This is a genomic window from Aquabacterium sp. A7-Y, assembly GCF_026153205.1.
In the GTDB taxonomy this organism is placed as follows: Bacteria; Pseudomonadota; Gammaproteobacteria; order Burkholderiales; family Burkholderiaceae_C; genus Caldimonas.
Window position 1 is genome coordinate 1 of record NZ_JAPFBW010000045.1, and the last position, 17,930, is coordinate 17,930.

18 protein-coding genes are annotated in these 17,930 nt (G+C 69.0%); 10 read left to right on the forward strand and 8 right to left on the reverse strand.

The window, feature by feature from the left end; genetic code table 11:
* Nucleotides 1-23 precede the first annotated feature (23 nt).
* The 4 genes from OOT46_RS27630 to OOT46_RS27645 are packed head-to-tail and all read right to left on the reverse strand — an operon-like array spanning nucleotide 24 to nucleotide 3,764.
* Nucleotides 24-776: a phosphoadenylyl-sulfate reductase gene (locus OOT46_RS27630; RefSeq protein WP_265406849.1), complete on the reverse strand. Its 753-nt coding sequence runs from the start codon at nucleotides 774-776 to the stop codon at nucleotides 24-26.
* Complete coding sequence (locus tag OOT46_RS27635; RefSeq protein ID WP_265406850.1) at nucleotides 773-1,258, reverse strand: DUF934 domain-containing protein; 486 nt, start codon at nucleotides 1,256-1,258, stop codon at nucleotides 773-775. Before OOT46_RS27635 ends, OOT46_RS27630 begins: the two co-directional genes overlap by 4 nt.
* 11 nt (nucleotides 1,259-1,269) lie before the next feature.
* Nucleotides 1,270-2,988 (reverse strand): nitrite/sulfite reductase, encoded by a 1,719-nt coding sequence (locus OOT46_RS27640; RefSeq protein WP_265406851.1) that lies wholly within the window; start codon nucleotides 2,986-2,988, stop codon nucleotides 1,270-1,272.
* An 8-nt stretch (nucleotides 2,989-2,996) separates the two neighbouring features.
* Nucleotides 2,997-3,764 (reverse strand): sulfite exporter TauE/SafE family protein, encoded by a 768-nt coding sequence (locus tag OOT46_RS27645; RefSeq protein WP_265406852.1) that lies wholly within the window; start codon nucleotides 3,762-3,764, stop codon nucleotides 2,997-2,999.
* A gap of 161 nt (nucleotides 3,765-3,925) precedes the next feature.
* On the opposite strand from OOT46_RS27645, the gene OOT46_RS27650 reads away from it, so the two are divergent.
* Complete coding sequence (locus OOT46_RS27650) at nucleotides 3,926-4,918, forward strand: patatin-like phospholipase family protein (RefSeq protein ID WP_265406853.1); 993 nt, start codon at nucleotides 3,926-3,928, stop codon at nucleotides 4,916-4,918.
* Between the two features lie 185 nt (nucleotides 4,919-5,103).
* On the opposite strand, the gene phaP is transcribed toward OOT46_RS27650, so the two are convergent.
* Nucleotides 5,104-5,655: a TIGR01841 family phasin gene (gene phaP, locus OOT46_RS27655; protein ID WP_265406854.1), complete on the reverse strand. Its 552-nt coding sequence runs from the start codon at nucleotides 5,653-5,655 to the stop codon at nucleotides 5,104-5,106.
* Nucleotides 5,656-5,952: 297 nt separating this feature from the next.
* On the opposite strand from phaP, the gene OOT46_RS27660 reads away from it, so the two are divergent.
* From OOT46_RS27660 to rmuC, 6 genes are all read left to right on the forward strand, one after another.
* Nucleotides 5,953-6,912 (forward strand): histone deacetylase, encoded by a 960-nt coding sequence (locus OOT46_RS27660; protein ID WP_265406855.1) that lies wholly within the window; start codon nucleotides 5,953-5,955, stop codon nucleotides 6,910-6,912.
* Nucleotides 6,893-7,324: an acyl-CoA thioesterase gene (locus OOT46_RS27665; protein WP_265406856.1), complete on the forward strand. Its 432-nt coding sequence runs from the start codon at nucleotides 6,893-6,895 to the stop codon at nucleotides 7,322-7,324. The genes OOT46_RS27660 and OOT46_RS27665 overlap by 20 nt, the downstream gene beginning before the upstream one ends.
* A 21-nt stretch (nucleotides 7,325-7,345) precedes the next feature.
* Nucleotides 7,346-7,696 carry a DnaJ family domain-containing protein gene (locus tag OOT46_RS27670; RefSeq protein WP_265406857.1) on the forward strand — a complete coding sequence of 117 codons (351 nt, stop codon included), beginning with the start codon at nucleotides 7,346-7,348 and terminating at the stop codon, nucleotides 7,694-7,696.
* A gap of 43 nt (nucleotides 7,697-7,739) precedes the next feature.
* Nucleotides 7,740-8,411: a LutC/YkgG family protein gene (locus OOT46_RS27675; protein WP_265406858.1), complete on the forward strand. Its 672-nt coding sequence runs from the start codon at nucleotides 7,740-7,742 to the stop codon at nucleotides 8,409-8,411.
* A gap of 70 nt (nucleotides 8,412-8,481) precedes the next feature.
* The gene (locus OOT46_RS27680) at nucleotides 8,482-9,477 is read left to right on the forward strand and encodes a 2-hydroxyacid dehydrogenase (RefSeq protein ID WP_265406859.1); all 996 of its coding nucleotides are present in this window, start codon (nucleotides 8,482-8,484) and stop codon (nucleotides 9,475-9,477) included.
* 25 nt (nucleotides 9,478-9,502) lie between these two features.
* Nucleotides 9,503-10,801, forward strand: a complete 1,299-nt coding sequence (gene rmuC, locus OOT46_RS27685) for a DNA recombination protein RmuC (RefSeq protein WP_265406860.1) — start codon at nucleotides 9,503-9,505, stop codon at nucleotides 10,799-10,801.
* 14 nt (nucleotides 10,802-10,815) lie between these two features.
* On the opposite strand, the gene mnmC is transcribed toward rmuC, so the two are convergent.
* The 3 genes from mnmC to earP all read right to left on the reverse strand — a co-directional run bounded on the left by mnmC (nucleotide 10,816) and on the right by earP (nucleotide 14,733).
* A complete protein-coding gene (mnmC, locus tag OOT46_RS27690) occupies nucleotides 10,816-12,750 on the reverse strand; it encodes a bifunctional tRNA (5-methylaminomethyl-2-thiouridine)(34)-methyltransferase MnmD/FAD-dependent 5-carboxymethylaminomethyl-2-thiouridine(34) oxidoreductase MnmC (protein WP_265406861.1) in 1,935 nt (644 codons plus the stop codon).
* A 99-nt stretch (nucleotides 12,751-12,849) separates the two neighbouring features.
* Complete coding sequence (efp, locus tag OOT46_RS27695; RefSeq protein WP_265406862.1) at nucleotides 12,850-13,404, reverse strand: elongation factor P; 555 nt, start codon at nucleotides 13,402-13,404, stop codon at nucleotides 12,850-12,852.
* A gap of 252 nt (nucleotides 13,405-13,656) precedes the next feature.
* Nucleotides 13,657-14,733 (reverse strand): elongation factor P maturation arginine rhamnosyltransferase EarP, encoded by a 1,077-nt coding sequence (gene earP, locus OOT46_RS27700; RefSeq protein WP_265406863.1) that lies wholly within the window; start codon nucleotides 14,731-14,733, stop codon nucleotides 13,657-13,659.
* A gap of 57 nt (nucleotides 14,734-14,790) precedes the next feature.
* Between earP and uvrC the strand changes: the two genes are divergently transcribed.
* The 3 genes from uvrC (at nucleotide 14,791) to pgsA (ending at nucleotide 17,925) form a co-directional block, all read left to right on the forward strand.
* Nucleotides 14,791-16,746, forward strand: a complete 1,956-nt coding sequence (gene uvrC / locus OOT46_RS27705) for an excinuclease ABC subunit UvrC (RefSeq protein ID WP_265406864.1) — start codon at nucleotides 14,791-14,793, stop codon at nucleotides 16,744-16,746.
* A 28-nt stretch (nucleotides 16,747-16,774) separates the two neighbouring features.
* Nucleotides 16,775-17,281, forward strand: a complete 507-nt coding sequence (locus OOT46_RS27710) for a hypothetical protein (RefSeq protein WP_265406865.1) — start codon at nucleotides 16,775-16,777, stop codon at nucleotides 17,279-17,281.
* A gap of 77 nt (nucleotides 17,282-17,358) precedes the next feature.
* Nucleotides 17,359-17,925: a CDP-diacylglycerol--glycerol-3-phosphate 3-phosphatidyltransferase gene (gene pgsA, locus OOT46_RS27715; RefSeq protein WP_265406866.1), complete on the forward strand. Its 567-nt coding sequence runs from the start codon at nucleotides 17,359-17,361 to the stop codon at nucleotides 17,923-17,925.
* The last annotated feature ends 5 nt before the right edge of the window (nucleotides 17,926-17,930 follow it).

The window sequence follows — 17,930 nt, forward strand, 5'->3', positions numbered from 1 at the left end:
TTGTTCAACGCTCACGGGGGCGTTCATGCGCGGGCTCCAATCATCGATACGGCAGCGGGTTCGTCATGCTTGACGTGCAGCCCGCACTCTTTGGCTTTTTCGTCTTCCCACCACCAGCGGCCGGCGCGGAAATCCTCACCGACGGCGATCGCGCGGGTGCACGGTGCGCAGCCGATGCTGGGGTAGAACTGGTCGTGCAGCGGGTTGTAGGGCACCTCGTAGGTGGCGATGTAGTGCCACACGTCGTTCCAGGTCCAATCTGCGAGCGGGTTCAGCTTGGTGCGGCCCTGGTCGTCGACGTCGCTGAACGGCACCTCGCCGCGGTTGGACGACTGTTCGCGACGCAGCCCGGTGACCCAGGCGCTGCGCTGATCGAGCATGCGCGACAGCGGCTCCAGCTTGCGGATGCCGCAGCACTGCTTGCGCAGGTCGATGCTCTCGTACATCGCCTTCTCGCCGTGGCGGCCGACGAAGTGCACCACGGCGTCGGCGACCGGACGGTAGACCTCGACCTTGAAGCCGTAGCGCTGCTCGATGCGGTCGATCAGCGCGACGGTCTCGGCATGCAGCGCGCCGGTCTCCAGCGTGCCGACGGCGATGGGGATCTGCTCGCGGGCGATCAGGTCGGTCAGCACCATGTCCTCGGCACCGAGGCTGGTGGCCTGCACGATGGCGCCGGCGTGCTGAGTGGCGGCGGCCTGCAGCAGCGCCGTGGTGTGCGCGAGCTTGGCCGCGAAACCTTCCGAGGCGCGGGCGTAGAGGGAAATCGCGTTCATGCCGCGGCTCCTCCCTGGCGCACGAACAGCGGCTGGTGCTGCACCACGTCGCCCTGGTAGTAGCCCGGGAAAAAGCCGAGCGCGCGCTGGGCGTACTCGACGTTCTGGCCTTCTCGCAGGACCACGGCGTCGAAGCCGGTGCGGGCCATCAGCGGCATCATGTCGACGACAACGTCGCCAACGCCGCGTACTTGGCCGGTGTAGCGATAGCGCTTGCGCAGCAGGCTGGCCTGGCTGTAGGCGCGGCCGTCGGTCCACTTGGGGAAGTGGAGCACGACCAGGTCCAGGCGCGGCAGGTCGTCGGCCAGGGCCTCGATGTCGGCATCGTTGGGGAAGGACACGCCGGCCTTGAGCCCCTCGGGCCATGACGCGCGCACCTCCTGCCACTGGGCCCAGCTCAGCAGTGTCTGGGGGGCGGGCGTCACGGTGGCGCCTTCCGGGGCGGCGGTCCAGCGGTCTTGTCCGGTGGTGATGAACTGCATAGGTCTACTCCTCAGGCCGCCAGTGCCTTGTTGTGCTGGCCGGTGGTGCGGCGCACCGCGTTGGTGGCAGTCTTGAACGGCTCCAGCCCGATACGCTTGACCGTGTCGATGAAACGCTCGTTGGCGGCGCGCTGGCTGCGGTAGGTCTCGACCACCGCCTCGAGCACGTCGGGCACCTCGTCGGCCGAGAAGGACGGGCCGATCACCTTGCCGGCCACCGAGGGGCCGCTCTGCGCGCTGCCGTCGGATCCGCCCAGCGTGATCTGGTACCACTCGGAGCCGTCCTTGTCGACGCCGAGAATGCCGATGTGGCCGCTGTGGTGATGGCCGCAGGAGTTGATGCAGCCGCTCATGTGGACGTCGATGTCGCCGATGTCGTAGAGCTCGTCCAGGTCCTGGTAGCGCTCGGCGATGGCCTCCGCAATGGGGATGGAGCGGGCGTTGGCCAGCGCGCAGAAGTCGCCGCCGGGACAGGCGATCATGTCGGTCAGCAGGCCGATGTTGGGCGTCGCGAAACTGTTCGCCTTGGCCACCTGCCACAGCGCGTAGAGGTCGGCCTCGCGCACCCAGGGCAGCACCAGGTTCTGGTCGTGGGTGACGCGCAGCTCGCCGACGCTGTAGCGGTCGGCGATGTCGGCCGCGGCTTCCATCTGGGCGTCGGTGATGTCGCCGGGGGCCTGGCCGACGCGCTTGAGCGACAGCGTGACGGCACGGTAGCCGGGCAGGCGGTGGGCGTGCACATTGCGCTCCAGCCAGCGATGGAAGGCGGGCGGGGCATCGGCGACCGGCGTGCCGAGGGCATCCTTGGCGGCCTTGAGGTCGACGCCATCGGGCACGTCGAAGTACTGCGCGACACGGTCCAGCTCAGCCTGCGGGATCAGGTGGGCGTTGCCGTCCACGTCGTGCTGCAGGATCTCCTGGAACTCGCGCTCGACCGCGTCGATGAAACGCTGGCCCTCGGCCTTGACGAGGATCTTGATGCGCGCCTTGTACATGTTGTCGCGCCGGCCGTAGCGGTTGTAGACCCGCACCACGGCCTCGATGTAGACCAGGATCTGCTGCCAGGGCAGGAACTCGCGCACCACGGTGCCGGTGATCGGCGTGCGGCCCATGCCGCCGCCGACCAGCACCTTGAAGCCGACCTCGCCGTCCGGGTTGCGCAGCAGGTGCAGGCCGACGTCGTGCCAGGCGATGGCGGCGCGGTCCTCGGCGGCGCCGGTCACCGCGATCTTGAACTTGCGCGGCAGGAAGGCGAACTCCGGATGCAGCGAGGACCACTGGCGCATCACCTCGCAATAGGGGCGCGGGTCGATCACTTCGTCCGGCGCGATGCCGGCGAAGGCGTCGCTGGTGATGTTGCGGATGCAATTGCCCGAGGTCTGGATGCCGTGCATGTGGACCTCGGCCAGCTCGTCCATCACGTCCGCGGCCCGGGCCAGCGGAATCCAGTTGAACTGCATGTTCTGACGCGTCGTGAAGTGACCGTAGCCGCGGTCGTAGGTGCGCGCGATGTGGGCCAGCCTGCGCAGCTGTTTCGAGCTCAGCTCGCCATACGGCACGGCGATGCGCGCCATCGGCGCGTGGCGCTGGATGTACCAGCCGTTCTGCAGGCGCAGCGCACGGAAGTCGTCCTCGCTGAGGGTGCCCGCGAGGTTGCGCTCCAGCTGGTCACGGAACTGCGCGGCGCGTTGCTTGACGAAACGTTCGTCGAACTCGGTGTATTGATACATCGTGGATCTCAGTGAATGACTTTCAGGCCGGCGGCCACCAGCGATCCGCACAGCAGGGTGCGGACGATACCTTCCGGCATTTTCCGGGTGAGCTGCGCCCCCAACCAGATGCCCGGGATCGAGCCGAGCAGCAGCGCCGCCAGCAGTTCCCAGTTCACGTGGCCCAGCGTCGCGTGGCCAATGCCGGCCACCAGGGTCAGCGGCACCGCGTGCGCGATGTCGGTGCCGACCAGGCGTTTGGCATCGAGCTGGGGGTACAGGAACAGGATCAGGGTGGCGCCGATCGCGCCGGCGCCGATGGAGCTCAGCGAGACCAGCACGCCGAGGATCAGGCCGGCCAGCACGGTCAAGGCCGGCTTGCGGTGCTCGGGCATCCAGCGCTGCAGGCGCAGGGCGACCGTGTGCCAGGTCTTCTTGAAGGCGACCGTGACGGCGGTCAGCAGCAGCGCGATGCCGAGCGAGAAGGTGAGCGCGCTGGCCCAGCCCTTGGTCACGCCGGTGAAGTGCATCAGCGCGATGGTCGCGGTCGCTGCCGGGATGCTGCCGGCCAGCATCAGGCCGGTGATGCGGTAGTCGACATGGCCGTGGCGGTGGTGGGCGATCGAGCCCGAGGTTTTGGTGATGGCCGCAAACCAGAGGTCGGTGCCGATCGCCACCGCGGGGTTCAGCTTGAACACCGACAGCAGCAGGGGCGTCATGAGCGAGCCGCCGCCGACGCCCGTCATCCCGACGATGGCGCCGACCGCAAAGCCGCTCAGAACCGCGATTGCATCCATGGAATCCTTTCTTGTTCGGACCGCGGTGCAGACGCACCACGGCGAGTCCCGGACTGTAGAAGCGCTCCATATAAAAGAGAACTAACGAATTGTTGGTTGTTTATCGAATATCGTTATTTGGAAAGCTTTCGGCACACAGGCCCTCGATAAAATCGCCGCCCATGCAAGCTCCAGCTTCCCTTGCCGGCGCCCTGCGTGGCGCCGCCTTCTCCCGCCTGGCGCGGCGCGTCCTGGTGGTCCTGGCCGCGACCGCGCTGGCGGCATGCCAGACCCCGCCCCCGGCGCCACCCGACGAGCCGCCGCCCATCACGCCGCCGCTCGCCCCGATCGAGCCCGTACCGCCCCCGGCCCCGGCCGCCGTGCACAAGCCGAGTCCCAAGCCGCCGCGCATCGGCCTGGCGCTCGGCGGTGGCGCGGCGCGCGGCTTCGCCCACATCGGCGTGCTGCAGGTGCTGGAAGAAAACGGCATCAAGCCCGATCTCGTGGCCGGCACTTCGGCCGGCAGCCTGGTGGCGGCGCTCTATGCGGCCGGCAAGACGCCGTCGCAACTGGTGGCACTGGCCGACTCGATGGACGAACTGACGATCACCGACTGGTCCTTCCCGCTGCGAGGCGTGATCCGGGGCGAGGCGCTGGCGAAATACGTCAACCAGCAGACCGGCAACAAGCTGATCGAGCAGATGAAACTGCCGCTGGGCATCGTCGCAACCGACCTCGGCAACGGCCAGGCGGTGTTGTTCCAGCGCGGTGATGCGGGCGTCGCGGTGCGCGCTTCCAGTGCCGTGCCGGCGGTGTTCCAGCCCGTGCGCATCTCCGGGCGCGAATATGTCGACGGCGGTCTGGTGTCACCGGTGCCCGTCCGTTTCGCACGGCAGATGGGGGCCGACGTGGTGATTGCGGTCGACATCTCCTCGCCGCCCGAAGGCAACCCGCTGGGCGACGCGATGCGCATGCTGCTGCAGACCTTCGCGATCATGGGCCGCAGCATCAACCAGTTCGAGCTGCGCAATGCCGACGTGGTCCTGACGCCGCGGCTCAGCGGCGTGTCGGGCGCGGACTTCACGGCCCGCGGCAAGGCCATCCAGGCCGGGCGCGATGCGGCAGAAGCGGCCCTGGCCACCATCAAGGCCAAGGTCGCGCCGCGGGCCCGATAAGGAGCGCCGCCGGAAAGAAAAAGCCCGACGGCAAGCCGTCGGGCTGAAGGTACCTTGAAAGGAGGGTTTCGAGAGGTACCGAGGAGACAACCTTTCAGGGAGACCGTGAAGACTCACGGTATCTCCACAGATCGGGGGAGAACGGAGAAGTTCAACCCCGACACAAAACATTACTCCGTCGGCGCTCAAACCACCGGGCGCTTCGGCTTGGCGGCTTGGGTGGCCTTGACCGCGGTGTTGGCCATCGCCTGCAGGTTCGCTTCCGTGACGTCGGCAGCCTGCTTGGCGGCCTTGTGAACACTTTCGAAGGCGTTGTTGGCGGCGGCCACGGCCGACTTCACCAGGGCCACGGCGTTTTCGGTGCCGGCCGGCGCGTTTTTCACGGCGCTGTCGACCACGGCGAGGAACTTGCGCTGCGCTTCGGCCAACTGGGCTTCGGCGACGCGGGTCACTTCGGCATTGGTCGAGGCGGCGATGTCATAGACGTGGCGGCTGTAGGCGGCGGCCTTCTCGGCGCTCGGTTGCAGCAGGCTGGTCTGCAGGGCGAGCAGTTCCTGGGCGTCCTTGGCGGACAGCACGGCCTGGGCATGGTCGGCCACTTCGCCCAACGAAGCCTTCGCCACCTGGATGTTCAGCTCGACCAGCTTCTCCACGCCTTCGAAGGCCTTCTGGGTCAGGCCGAAGAGCGTTTCGACATTGGTCTTTTGGGCGGCGATCAGTTGTTCTGCGGTGAGCATGTTCGGAAACCTCCTGAGGTGACGACGGGTGAGGATCGGACTGGTTGAACTTGGAGCTGCTTATGTTGCAACGCAGCATGAGCTCAGTATAAGGATTCGAGGAAGCCTTGCAAGTCCTCATTGTTGCAATGCAGCAATTTAGGGCCCGTGCTCTAGGACCGCCCCGCCGAGCGGACATTCGGGCCCGGGCCTTGCTCGAAGCCGGACACCGTGGCGCGCCCGCCGGGTCCGGCTCCGCGGGCACAATGGGCCGGTTCCGACCCGTGCCCTCGGCCCAGCGCCGCCGGCCTTCGATTCGTGCAAGCGTTCTACTCCGACCACTTCGTCCTGCCCCTGCCCGAGGGGCATCGTTTCCCCGCCGCGAAGTACCGGCTGTTACGGGAGGCGGTCGAGCGTTCGCTGCCGCGGGTGCGCTTGTGCGAAGCGCCAGCTGCAACCGATGGTGAGCTGGCGCTCGCGCACGAGCCGGCCTATGTCTCGGCCGTCAGCGAGGGCTGGCTGAACCCGGCACAGCAGCGCGAGATCGGCTTCCCGTGGTCGCCGCAGGTCGCCGAGCGCTCGCGCCGCTCGGTCGGAGCCACGGTGGCTGCCGCGCGGGCCGCACAGCGCGAAGGTATCGCCGCCAATCTGGCGGGCGGCACCCACCACGCGGACGCGGACAAGGGCAGCGGCTACTGCGTGTTCAACGACGTGGCGGTGGCGGCACGGCTGATGCAGGCGGAATCGCACCGCCTGCACCGGCGGCTGCTGCGGGTCGCGGTCATCGACCTGGATGTGCACCAGGGCAACGGCACCGCGGCGATCTTCCGCGACGACCCGACGGTGTTCACGCTGTCGCTGCACGGGGCGCGCAACTTCCCCTTCCGCAAGGAGGCCGGCGACCTGGACGTCGAACTGCCTGACGGCTGTGCTGACGAGGCCTATCTCGCTGCGCTGGAGCTTGCCCTCGAGACGCTCTGGCAGCGCCATGCGGAAGCGCCGCCGGGCCTGATCTTCTATCTGGCCGGCGCCGATCCTTACGAAGGCGACCGGCTCGGCCGGCTCAAGCTGACCGCGGCCGGGCTGGCCGAGCGCGACACGCGCGTGTTCGAGGCCGCGCGCCAGCGCGGCATCCCGGTGGCGCTGACGATGGCGGGCGGCTACGGCCGTGTCATCGAGGAGACCGTCGCCATCCAGTTGCGGACGCTGGCCCTGGCGTCCGAGCATCACCAACGCCTGCAATTCCCGTCTTCGCCCCATGTCCCGACCCCAGCCTGAAGCCCGCAGCGCCTACCGCCACTTCCTGCCCATCACGACGCGCTGGATGGACAACGACGTCTACGGCCACGTCAACAACGTCGTCTACTACAGCTACTTCGACACGGTGGTGAACCACTACCTGATCGCCGAAGGCGCGCTGGACCTGCACGCCGGCGAGGTCATTGGGCTGGTGGTCGAGACGCAGTGCAACTACTTCTCGTCGCTGAGCTTCCCCCAGCGCGTCGATGCCGGGCTGCGGGTGGCGCATGTCGGCTCGTCCAGCGTGCGCTACGAGGTCGGGCTGTTTGCCGAAGGCGAGGCGCAGTGCGCGGCGCGCGGCCACTTCGTGCATGTCTACGTGGATCGCGCGACGCGACGCCCGGCCGTGCTGCCGCCAGCCCTGCAGGCGGCGCTCGACAAGCTCAGGTAGAGCCGCCCGACAGGAGATCGCATGTCGCCCCTGGAACGCATCGCAGAGGAACGTATCGCTCGTGCCGTCGAAGCCGGTGAGTTGTCGGGCTTGCCCGGCGAAGGCCGGCCGCTGGAACTGGACGAGAACCCGCTGGTGCCCGCAGAGCAGCGCGCCGTGATGCGGGTGCTGAAGAACGCGGGTTACGTGCCGGAAGAGCTGGCACAACTGCACGAACTGCGCACGCTCCAAGCAGCGCTGGACGGCTTGCCGGCCGATGAGGCCGAGAAGGCGCAACACCGGCTGCTGCGCCTGCGCATGGCACTGGAGAAGGCGGGGCTGGCCTCCTCGAGCCGCGCCGACTGGTTCCGGCAGGTGGAACCGCGTCGTTGAGCGGGAGGCCGATGCCGCGTCGTCGATTTCTATAATCCACGCGATGGACACCCCCCTGGCGCGCGAGCGCATCCTGGCCCGCATACGCAGCCGCCAAGCGCGCGGCCCTGGAGCGCGTCCCGCCGAGGAGCGCGAAGCGCGCGACTGGCTGCGAGCCCACCCGCGCGGACCCTTGCCCGCGCTGCCGGCCGACCTGCTCGGCACCTTCCGGCAGATGGCGGTGCGTTTGCAGACCACGCTGGACGAGGTCGCCTTGTGGCGTGATGCCCCGGCCGCGGTGGCCCGTTTCCTCGCCGCGGCCGGACTGCCGGCCCGTGCGGTGGCTTACGACACCCTGCGCCACCTCGATTGGCAGGGCGCCGGGCTGGACGTCGAATTCCGGCCTCCGCGGGACGAGGACCCGAACAGCGTCACTGGCTGCTTCTGTGCGGTCGCCGAGACCGGCTCGCTGGTGTTCGCCTCGAGTCCCGGCACCTGGACTTCGGCCCATCTGCTGCCCGAGACCCATGTGGTGCTGCTGCCCGTCTCGCGCATCGTCGCCTGTCAGGAAGATGCCTTCGACCTGATGCGGCGCGAACTGGGCGAGATCCCGCGCGGTTTCAACACCGTCTCCGGTCCCTCGCGCACCGGCGACATCGAGCAGACCATCGTGCTCGGTGCGCACGGGCCCTACCGCGTGCACGTGGTGCTGGTGCACCAGCCGGCCTCGGCATGAGACAGCCGCGCGCCATGCGTCGTTTATCAACGGGGGCCGACGGTGGCCCCGACAACAGGAGTCTGGTTTGATGAAGCCCAAGGTGTTGGTCGTGCGCAAGGTCTTTCCGCAGGTGCTGGAGCGCCTGGGGGAGTACTTCGAACTGGAAGTCAACGACACCGAGCATCCCTGGACCGCCGAAGAGCTGGCGGCCCGGCTGCCGGGCAAGGTCGGCGTCTACCTGATGCCGACCAACCGCATCGATGCCGCCGCGCTCGAAGCCGGCACCGAGCTGCGTGTGGTCGCGAACATGTCGGTGGGCTTCAACAACATCGACGTGCCGGCCTGTACCGCACGCGGCGTGCTGTGCACCAACACGCCTGATGTGCTGACCGAGACCACCGCCGACTTCGGCTTCGCCTTGATGCTCGCCGCGGCCCGCCGGCTGTCCGAGTCGGAGCGCTTCCTGCGTGAAGGCCGCTGGGGCAACTGGAGCTTCGACGTGATGATGGGCCGCGAGGTGCACCGCAGCACGCTGGGCATCCTCGGCATGGGCCGCATCGGACAGGCCATCGCGCGGCGTGCCGCCCACGGCTTCGACATGCAGGTGCTCTACCACAACCGCTCGCGTCTGCCGGCCGAGACCGAGGCGGCGCTGAAGGCCCGCTACGTGAGCAAGGAAGAGCTGCTGCGCGAGTCGGACCATCTGATGCTCGTGGTGCCCTACAGCGCGGAGACCCACCACACGATCGGCGCGACCGAGCTCGCGCTGATGAAACGCAGTGCCACCTTGACCAACATCGCCCGCGGCGGCGTGGTCGACGACGCTGCGCTGGCCGAGGCGCTGCGCGAACGTCGCATTGCCGCCGCCGGCCTCGACGTCTTCGAGGGCGAGCCGCACGTGCACCCTGCGCTGCTTGATCTGCCGAATGCCGTGCTGACCCCGCACATCGCCAGCGCCACGATGCGCACCCGGATCGCGATGGCGCAGCTGGCGGCCGACAACCTGATCGCCGGTCTCGGCTTCGGCCCGCGCGCCGGGCAGCCGCTGTCGCCGCTGAACCCCGAGGTGCTGCAGCGGGCGTGAGCGCCTCGCTGCCACAATGGCGGCGATGAAACCTGACCTGTGGTGGCTGCTCGCGCTCGGCGCGCTCCATCTCCTCCTGCTGATCTTCCTGCTGCTGGCCTGGAGCCGGCGCGCCCAGCCGGCCTCGCGCGATGAGCTGGAGGCGGCCCTGCTGCGCCTGCAGGGCGACGGCCTGGCCCGGCTGGAGCGAGAGCTGCGCGACGAGGTGGGCCGCAGCGGCCAGGGCACGCGCCAGGAGCTGGGCGCCACCTTGTCCAACTTCCAGCGCAGCCTGATGGCTCAACAGGGCGACGTGGTGCGCACTCTGCATGCCCAGTTGAGCGCCTTGTCCGACGCCAACGAAAGACGCCTGGCCGAAGTGCGCACGACGGTCGAGCAGAAGCTGTCGGCCCTGGCGGCCGACAACGAACGCAAGCTGGAGCAGATGCGCCAGACGGTCGACGAAAAGCTCCACGCGACCCTGGAGCAGCGCCTGGGCGAGAGCTTCCGCCAGGTGGCGGACCGCCTGGAGCAGGTGCACCGCGGCCTCGGCGAGATGCAGAGCCTGGCGCAAGGCGTCGGCGATCTCAAGCGGGTGCTGAGCAATGTGAAGGCGCGCGGCATCTTCGGCGAAACCCAGCTGGCCGCGCTGCTGGAACAGGTCTTCACGCCCGAGCAGTACGCGACGAATATCGCCACCGTGCCGGGCAGCCGCGAGCGGGTCGAGTTCGCGATCCGCCTGCCGGGTCGCGGCGAGGGCGGCGGCCCGGTGTGGTTGCCGCTGGACGCGAAGTTCCCGCGCGAGGACTACGAGCGCCTGCTTGACGCGCAGGACCGCGCCGACCGCGAAGCCGCCGAGGCGGCCGCCCGCGCGCTGGAGCTGCGCATCCGCGACGAAGCCCGCAGCATCGCGGCCAAGTACCTGGCCCCGCCGCACACCACCGACTTCGGCGTGCTGTTCGTGCCGACCGAGGGCCTGTATGCCGAGCTGCTGCGCCGGCCGGGCCTGGTGGAGGCCTTGCAGCGTGAGCACCGCGTGACCCTGGCCGGACCGACCACGCTGCTGGCGATGCTCAACAGTCTCCAGATGGGCTTCCGCACACTCGCGCTGGAGCGGCGTTCGTCAGAAGTGTGGAGCGTGCTGGGGGCGGTGAAGACCGAGTTCACCAAGTTCGGCGACGTGCTCGACAAGACGCGCAAAAAGCTGGAGGAAGCCAGCCACACCATCGAGGCGGCCCAGACCCGCACCCGTGTGATGGGCAAGGCGCTGAAAAACGTCGAGGCCTTGCCCGAGTCCGAGGCGCTCGGGCTGCTGCCGGGCGGGGTGGCCGCGGAGCCGGACTGAGGGGGCAGGGGACTTCAGCCAGCCTGCCGGCGAGCGGCGCGGCTCACGAAACGGGCCGCATCGAGGGCGTCGCGCAGATCGTTCTCCAGCGGGCAGGCATCGCCTGCGACCCAGGCCGCCAGCACTTCGGCGCCGAGCAGCGACCAGGTGATGCCGCGGGAGGCGAGGCCGGTGTAGACGTACAGGCCGGCGTGGCGCGGCACATAACGCGCATGGTCCAGGCGCAGGCCGCCCCGGTCCAGACAGCGTTCGTCCGGGACCGGCCCGATGACCGGCAGCCGGTCGTCGCTGACGTTGCGCCAGCCGACGCGGCCGCTCAAGGTGCTGGCATCGACGTCGGGCATCGAGCCTGTCAGCCGGGCGAGCTGGGCGAGGTTGTGTTCATGGTCGGCCCAGCGCACCGAGGGGTCGGCATCGCCGGGGCCGGTGGTCGCCCCGCACCACACGCGTCCGTCGTGGGGCGGCAGCACATAGCCTGCGCCCGCCACCGGCAAGCGGGCCGGGCGCAGGCCGGACGCCGTGGCGGGCAGCGACGTGGTCTGCCCGCGCACCGCCGACAGCGGCCAGTGCCGCGGCCCGAGCAGGCGCGCCGCATCGGCCGAATTGGCGAGCACCACCACCGGCGCCCGGGCCACCACCGTCCCCGTGGCATCGAGCAGTTCGCGATCCTCGCCCGCTTGCCGCAAGGCGGCCACCTCGACACTCCCGCGCCAGCGGATGCCGGGCGCATCGCGGAGCAGCGCCGCGCACAAGTCCCCCGGCCGCAGCCACCCGCCGCCCGGGTAGTACCAGGCCGGCAGCTGCAGCGGCAGCCCGCTGTGTTCAGAGGCCTGCCGGGCGTCCAGGCCCTGGACGTAGTCCGGCGGCAGCGCAAGGGCGTCGAGTTGCCGGGCCATCGCGTCGACCTCGTTGTGTGCTTCCAGCCTGAGCAGGCCATCGCACTGGCCGGCGATGGGGTGGGCGCGGCGGAGGTCGCGCAAGCGGCGTTCGAGGTGGAGCGCGGCCGCACGGTTGAAGCGCGCATGCGCACCGTCCTGCGGGTTGACGATGCCGTGGAAGAGCCCGCCCGCATTGCCCGACGCTTCGCGGGCCGGCACGGGATGGCGATCGAGCACGGTGCAGGACCAGCCGCGCCGTGCCAGCGCCACGGCCGCTGTGCAGCCGGCCAGCCCGCCGCCCACGACCACCGCTTCGCGCGAGGAAGCGGGCGCGCCCTGCCAGGCGGCCAGGCGCGGCGGCACAAAACGCGGCTCGAAGCGGGCCACCGTCATGTCGCGTTTGCCGCCGAAGCCAGCCGCCGCCTCGACGCTGAAGCCGGCTTCGGTGAGTCCGTCGCGCACCGCGCGCGCCGCGCTCCAGGTGGCCGCCGTCGCGCCCGGGGCGGCGAGCCGGCCGAGGCCTTTCAGCACCCGGCGCTCCCACATGCCGGGGTTCTTGCTCGGGGCGAAGCCGTCGAGGAAAAATGCGTCGACCTCGGCCCGCAGCTCGGGCAGCAGCGCAGCGACTTCACCGAACCCGAGCAGCAGGCGCACCCGGCCGTCTTCGAAGTCCAGCGCGTGGAGATTGGGCGTCAGCGCGGGCCACGACGTCACCAGCTGCGAGGCCAGTTGCGGCAGGGCGTGCGCCGCGTGCACCCGGGCCAGGTCATCGCGTGTCGCCGGGTGCTTCTCGATCGAGATGAACTGCAGGCGTTCAGAGCGCGCCGGGTCCTCGCGCCAGGCCTGCCAGGTGGCGAGAAAATTGTTGCCCAGTCCGAAGCCGGTCTCCAGCACGACGAAGTCGCGCCGCCCCCGCCAGCGTCCGGGCAGGCCGTTGCCGCCGAGGAAAACATGGCGCGCCTGAGCCAATGCACCGGCGCTGCTGTGGTAGACGTCGCCGAAGTCGGGCGCCCAGGGCAGGCCGGCCTCGTTGAAGGCGATCCGGGCAGGGCGCAGCGCTTCGGTTTTCATCGGCAGGGCAGGGCAGGGCAGAAACAACAAAGGGCACCGGTGGTGCCCTTCAGTATCGACGCGAGGCGGCCCGGGGGCCGCCCGTCGCTTGCATCGCGCTCAGACGCGCTTGCGGTACTCGTGCGTGCGGGTGTCGATTTCGATCTTGTCGCCCTGGGCCACGAAGATCGGCACCTGGATTTCGAAGCCGGTGGCGATCTTGGCGGGCTTCAGCACCTTGCCCGAGGTGTCGCCCTTGACGGCTGGCTCGGTCCAGGTGACTTCGCGCACCAGGGAGGTGGGCAGCTCGACCGAGATGGCCTTGCCGTCGTAGAACACCACTTCGACCGGCATGCCGTCTTCGAGGTAGCTGATGGCGTCGCCCATGTTCTCGGCCTCGACCTCGAACTGGTTGTACTCGGAGTCCATGAAGACGTACATCGGGTCGGCGAAGTAGGAGTAGGTGCACTCCTTCTTGTCCAGCACGATCTGGTCCATCTTGTCGTCGGCCTTGAAGACGACTTCGGTGCCCGAATTGTTCAGCAGGCTCTTGAGTTTCATGCGCACGGTCGCTGCGTTGCGGCCACCGCGGCTGTATTCGGTCTTGAGCACGACCATCGGGTCCTTGCCCTGCATGATCACGTTGCCGGCGCGAATTTCCTGTGCGATTTTCATATCAGTCCCTTTTGGGGTCGGTCGAAAGATGGTGGGAGATGGGGGCGCGCATGATCGATGCAAGGACCTACTTCGGCTTCGCCTTCCGTTCCCGTTCGCATTTCACGGATCCGGCATGGGGCTGGGCCCAGGTCTTGAGGTTCTTGATCTTCTTCTGGTCTTCTTGTCTTGTCGGTCTGGACTGGCCTCGCCAGGCCAGGTCCTTCGCCCCGGCAATCTTCTCGCCGTCGGACGCGCGCAAAGCCCAAGATTCTACCCTGTCCGGCCGAGAAAACCGAGCAGACGGCTGCAAAGATCGGCTTCGGCGAGCAGGGTTTCACGCCAGCGCAGCACTTGCGCGGACCAGTCGGCCTCGTCGGGCCAGGCCGGCCAGGCTCCGGCACCGCCGTTCCAGGCCTGCCAGAGCGTGCGCACCGCGGTCGCGAGCGGCTCGCCCGCCCCCGCCAGGAACCGCGCCAGGAAGGCCTCCAGCTTGTCGAGGTGCACCTGGTCGTGCTGCGGATAGATCTGCCAGACGAAGGGTCGGCCGGCCCATATCGCGCGCACGACCGAGTCTTCGCCGCGCACGAAGTTGAGGTCGGTGGCCCACAGCAGGCGGTCGAATTCGGGCTGGGGCAGCGCCGGCAGGAAGCCGATGCGCAGTGCGCCGTGCTGCACCACGGAGCCGGGCTCGGGCGTGAGGCCGAGCCCGGCGGCCACCTGGGTCGCCGCGAGCCCGGGCGTGACCAGCAGCAGCTGCGGTCGCTCCGCGAGCCGCGCCAGCAGGCCGGGCAGGGCGGGGTTGTCGTAGCAGAACAGGCTGGCGACGCGCTCTCCCGCGTGCGGTGCGAAGCCCAGCCGCTGCAGCCAGGCCCCCCGGTCGAAACCGGCCTGCTGCGCGAGCAGGCCCGGCTCACGCAGCAGGCCGCCGGTGCGGGGCGTGAAGCCCGGGTAATAAAAACGCTTGTCCAGGCCCGCCCCCGGCCCGCTGAATTGCGGCGAACGCAGCCCGTGCGAGCGTTCGACATAAGACTCGGCGCTCAGGTATTCGAGATTGATCCAGGCGGGCGCTGGCACGCGCGCGGCCATCTGTGCAACGAACCCGGGTGGCAACTCGCAGCCGAAGGCCTCGACGACGACGTCGCCCACCTGCGCCGTCGAAGCGGCTTCGTCCCAGCGCCGCACTTCGACGCCCGGCGCGCCGGCCGGCGCCATCCAGGCCAGCGGGGCGGCGTCGTCGGTCCACAGCCGCACCCAGTGGCCGCGCGCGGCCAGGTCCGCGCTCAGCCGCCAGCACACGCCGAGGTCGCCGTAGTTGTCGATCACCCGGCAAAAGACTTCCCATTGCATGACGTAATTATTGAAGATCGTGACGAGTGCACCGGAGCCGCTTGGCACAATTTGGGGATGACCGAGCCTGTGGAACCTCTGATCCCTCCCGCATCCGCCGTGCCCGCCGCCGACGGGCCCGACGCCGACGGGCCCGACGCCGCGCGCGAGAAGCTGCTCGCCGAAGTTGCAGCGCTGCCCGCCCTGCCGGGGGTCTACCGCTATTTCGACGCCGAGGACCAGGTGCTCTACGTCGGCAAGGCACGCAACCTCAAGAAGCGCGTCTCCAGCTATTTCCAGAAGAACCACGGTGGCACGCGCATCGGTCACATGATCTCGAAGATCGCGCGGATGCAGACGACGGTGGTGCGCTCGGAAGCCGAGGCCCTGCTGCTCGAGAACAACCTCATCAAGACGCTCAACCCGCGTTTCAACATCCTCTTCCGCGACGACAAGAGCTACCCCTACCTGAAGCTTGCCACCCACGAGTACCCGCGCATGGCCTACTACCGCGGTTCGGTGGACAAGAAACACGCCTATTTCGGCCCCTACCCGAGCGCCTGGGCCGTGAAGGAGTCGATCCAGCTGCTGCAGAAGGTGTTTCGGCTGCGCACCTGCGAGGACACGGTCTTCAACAACCGGACCCGGCCTTGCCTGCTGTACCAGATCAAGCGCTGCAGCGGCCCCTGCGTCGGCCACATCAGCCCCGAGGACTACGCCCGCGACGTCGGCAACGCCCAGCGTTTCCTGCAGGGCGAGCAGCAGGAGCTGATGGACACCCTGCAGGCGCGCATGATGGGCCACGCCGAGCGGCTGGAGTTCGAGAAGGCGGCCGAGATCCGCAACCAGCTCGGCGCGCTGTCGCGAGTGCTGCATCAGCAGTCGGTCGACACCGGCAGCGACAAGGACGCCGACGTGCTCGCGGTGCGGGTGCAGGGCGGCCGTGCCTGCGTCAACCTGGCGATGGTGCGCGGCGGCCGCCACCTGGGTGACCGCGCCTACTTCCCGGCCCACGTCGAGGACGCGACAGCCATCGGCACCGAGGAGGTCGAGGACGCCGCCGAACGCCCCCCGGTGGACGTGCAGGTGCTGGAGGCCTTCATCGCCCAGCACTACCTGGACGGCGGCGTGCCGCCGCTGCTGGTGCTCAGCCACGCGGTGGACAAGGCGCTGATCGAGGCCTTGTCGGAGTCCTCGGGCGTCAAGGTGACCACCGTGCACCAGCCGCGTGAGCAGCGCCGCGCCTGGCTGGACATGGCCTGCAAGGGCGCCGAGCTGGCGTTGGCGCGGCTGCTGGCCGAGGAAGGCTCGCAGCAGGCGCGCACGCGCGCCCTGGTCGAGGCGCTGGACCTCTCGCCTGAAAACCTCGACACCTTCCGCATCGAGTGTTTCGATGTCAGCCATACCGCCGGCGAGGCGACGCAGGCATCCTGCGTCGTGTTCGAGGCGCACCGCATGCAGTCCTCGCAGTACCGGCGCTACAACATCGAAGGCGTCACCGGTGGCGACGACTATGCGGCGATGCGCCAGGTGCTGACGCGCCGCTACGCGAAGCTGGCCGAGGCTGCCGAGAAGGGCGAGGCGCGCCTGCCCGACCTGGTGCTGGTCGACGGCGGCCGCGGCCAGGTCGCGATGGCGCGCGAGGTGTTCGAGGAACTGGGCCTGGACCTGGGGCTGATCGTCGGCGTCGAGAAAGGCGAGGGCCGCAAGGTCGGCCTGGAGGAGCTGGTGTTCGCCGACGGCCGCGAGAAGGTCTACCTGGGCAAGGACTCGGCCGCGCTGATGCTGGTGGCGCAGATCCGCGACGAGGCCCACCGCTTCGCGATCACCGGCATGCGGGCGCGGCGCGCTTCGGTGCGCACCGGTGGCTCGCGGCTGGAGGACATCCCCGGCGTGGGGCCGAAAAAGCGCGCCCGCCTGCTGCAGCGTTTCGGCGGCCTGCGCGGGGTGGGCGATGCGAGTGTCGAGGACCTGGTGTCGGTCGAAGGCATCTCGCGGGAGCTGGCAGAAGAGATCTACCGCGCCCTGCACTGAGCGGGGCGGGCCACTAGGAGAGGGTGAGATGAAGTCGGAAGTGAAGACTCAGCGCGGCGTCGCCGCGGGCGGCCTGCTGGTCGCGCTGGCAGCTCTGGCCGCCACGGCCATCGGACTGGTCGGTTGTGCCCAGCAGACGGTCGAGAAACTGCCCGGCGGGCCACCCCCGGTGGCCGGCAGCAAGCCGCCTGCCCGCTACGAGTCGCCCGCCACCAGCTGGGACCAGTACCGAGTGCGCGCCGGCCAGCGCATCGCCCAGGCCAACCAGGGCAGCGTCTACCTCGACACGCCGCCGGACATCCTGCTGGCCATCCCGGTGCTGGAGGTCGAGCTCAACGCCGACGGCAGCATCCGTCGCATCCAGGTGCTGCGGCATCCCCGCCAGGCGCGCGACACCACCCAGCTGGCGATCGACGCGGTGCGCCGTGCGGCGCCTTTCGGCGACGTGTCGCGCCTGCCCAAACCCTGGCGTTTCCCCGAGACCTTCCTGTTCCGCGACGACCGCAAATTCAAGCCGCGTTCGATCGACGGTTGACCTGCGGCGGGGAGGGCGGAGGCCCGGCTGCGAGGGCTCACCGCCCTCGCTGTCCAACTTGAGCCACAATCCGGCGCATGTTCTTCAATCTCCCCACGTTGCTGACCTGGGCGCGCATCGTCGCCATCCCACTGATCGTGGGGGTCTACTCCGTGCCGCTGAGCACGCCGACGGCCAATCTGGTCGCCACCGTGTTGTTCGTCGTGTTCGCGCTCACCGACTGGGCCGACGGCTGGCTGGCACGCAGGCTCAATCAGACCTCGTCCTTCGGCGCCTTCCTCGACCCGGTGGCCGACAAGTTCCTGGTGTGTGCCTCGCTGCTGATCCTGGTCGAGCTCGACCGGGTCAGCTCGCTGGTGGCGCTGGTCATCATCGGGCGCGAGATCGCCATCTCGGCACTGCGTGAGTGGATGGCGCAGATCGGCGCGCTCAAGAGCGTGGCCGTGCACATGCTGGGCAAGGCCAAGACCATGACCCAGATGATTGCGATCCCCTTCCTGCTCTACGACGGCACCGTGCTGGAGGTCGTCGACACGCGCATCTGGGGCAGGGGGCTGATCTACATCGCCACCGTGCTCACCATCTGGTCGATGGTCTACTACCTGCAGAAGGCGCTCCCCGAAATCCGCGCCAAGACCCGCTGAGCGCC

Bases quoted from the DNA above. Each gene is read 5' to 3' on its own strand.
- OOT46_RS27630 (WP_265406849.1), bottom strand. From the start codon at position 776: ATGAACGCGATTTCCCTCTACGCCCGCGCCTCGGAAGGTTTCGCGGCC.
- OOT46_RS27635 (WP_265406850.1), bottom strand. From the start codon at position 1,258: ATGCAGTTCATCACCACCGGACAAGACCGCTGGACCGCCGCCCCGGAA.
- OOT46_RS27640 (WP_265406851.1), bottom strand. From the start codon at position 2,988: ATGTATCAATACACCGAGTTCGACGAACGTTTCGTCAAGCAACGCGCC.
- OOT46_RS27645 (WP_265406852.1), bottom strand. From the start codon at position 3,764: ATGGATGCAATCGCGGTTCTGAGCGGCTTTGCGGTCGGCGCCATCGTC.
- OOT46_RS27650 (WP_265406853.1), top strand. From the start codon at position 3,926: ATGCAAGCTCCAGCTTCCCTTGCCGGCGCCCTGCGTGGCGCCGCCTTC.
- phaP (WP_265406854.1), bottom strand. From the start codon at position 5,655: ATGCTCACCGCAGAACAACTGATCGCCGCCCAAAAGACCAATGTCGAA.
- OOT46_RS27665 (WP_265406856.1), top strand. From the start codon at position 6,893: ATGTCCCGACCCCAGCCTGAAGCCCGCAGCGCCTACCGCCACTTCCTG.
- OOT46_RS27670 (WP_265406857.1), top strand. From the start codon at position 7,346: ATGTCGCCCCTGGAACGCATCGCAGAGGAACGTATCGCTCGTGCCGTC.
- OOT46_RS27675 (WP_265406858.1), top strand. From the start codon at position 7,740: ATGGACACCCCCCTGGCGCGCGAGCGCATCCTGGCCCGCATACGCAGC.
- OOT46_RS27680 (WP_265406859.1), top strand. From the start codon at position 8,482: ATGAAGCCCAAGGTGTTGGTCGTGCGCAAGGTCTTTCCGCAGGTGCTG.
- rmuC (WP_265406860.1), top strand. From the start codon at position 9,503: ATGAAACCTGACCTGTGGTGGCTGCTCGCGCTCGGCGCGCTCCATCTC.
- mnmC (WP_265406861.1), bottom strand. From the start codon at position 12,750: ATGAAAACCGAAGCGCTGCGCCCTGCCCGGATCGCCTTCAACGAGGCC.
- efp (WP_265406862.1), bottom strand. From the start codon at position 13,404: ATGAAAATCGCACAGGAAATTCGCGCCGGCAACGTGATCATGCAGGGC.
- earP (WP_265406863.1), bottom strand. From the start codon at position 14,733: ATGCAATGGGAAGTCTTTTGCCGGGTGATCGACAACTACGGCGACCTC.
- uvrC (WP_265406864.1), top strand. From the start codon at position 14,791: ATGACCGAGCCTGTGGAACCTCTGATCCCTCCCGCATCCGCCGTGCCC.
- OOT46_RS27710 (WP_265406865.1), top strand. From the start codon at position 16,775: ATGAAGTCGGAAGTGAAGACTCAGCGCGGCGTCGCCGCGGGCGGCCTG.
- pgsA (WP_265406866.1), top strand. From the start codon at position 17,359: ATGTTCTTCAATCTCCCCACGTTGCTGACCTGGGCGCGCATCGTCGCC.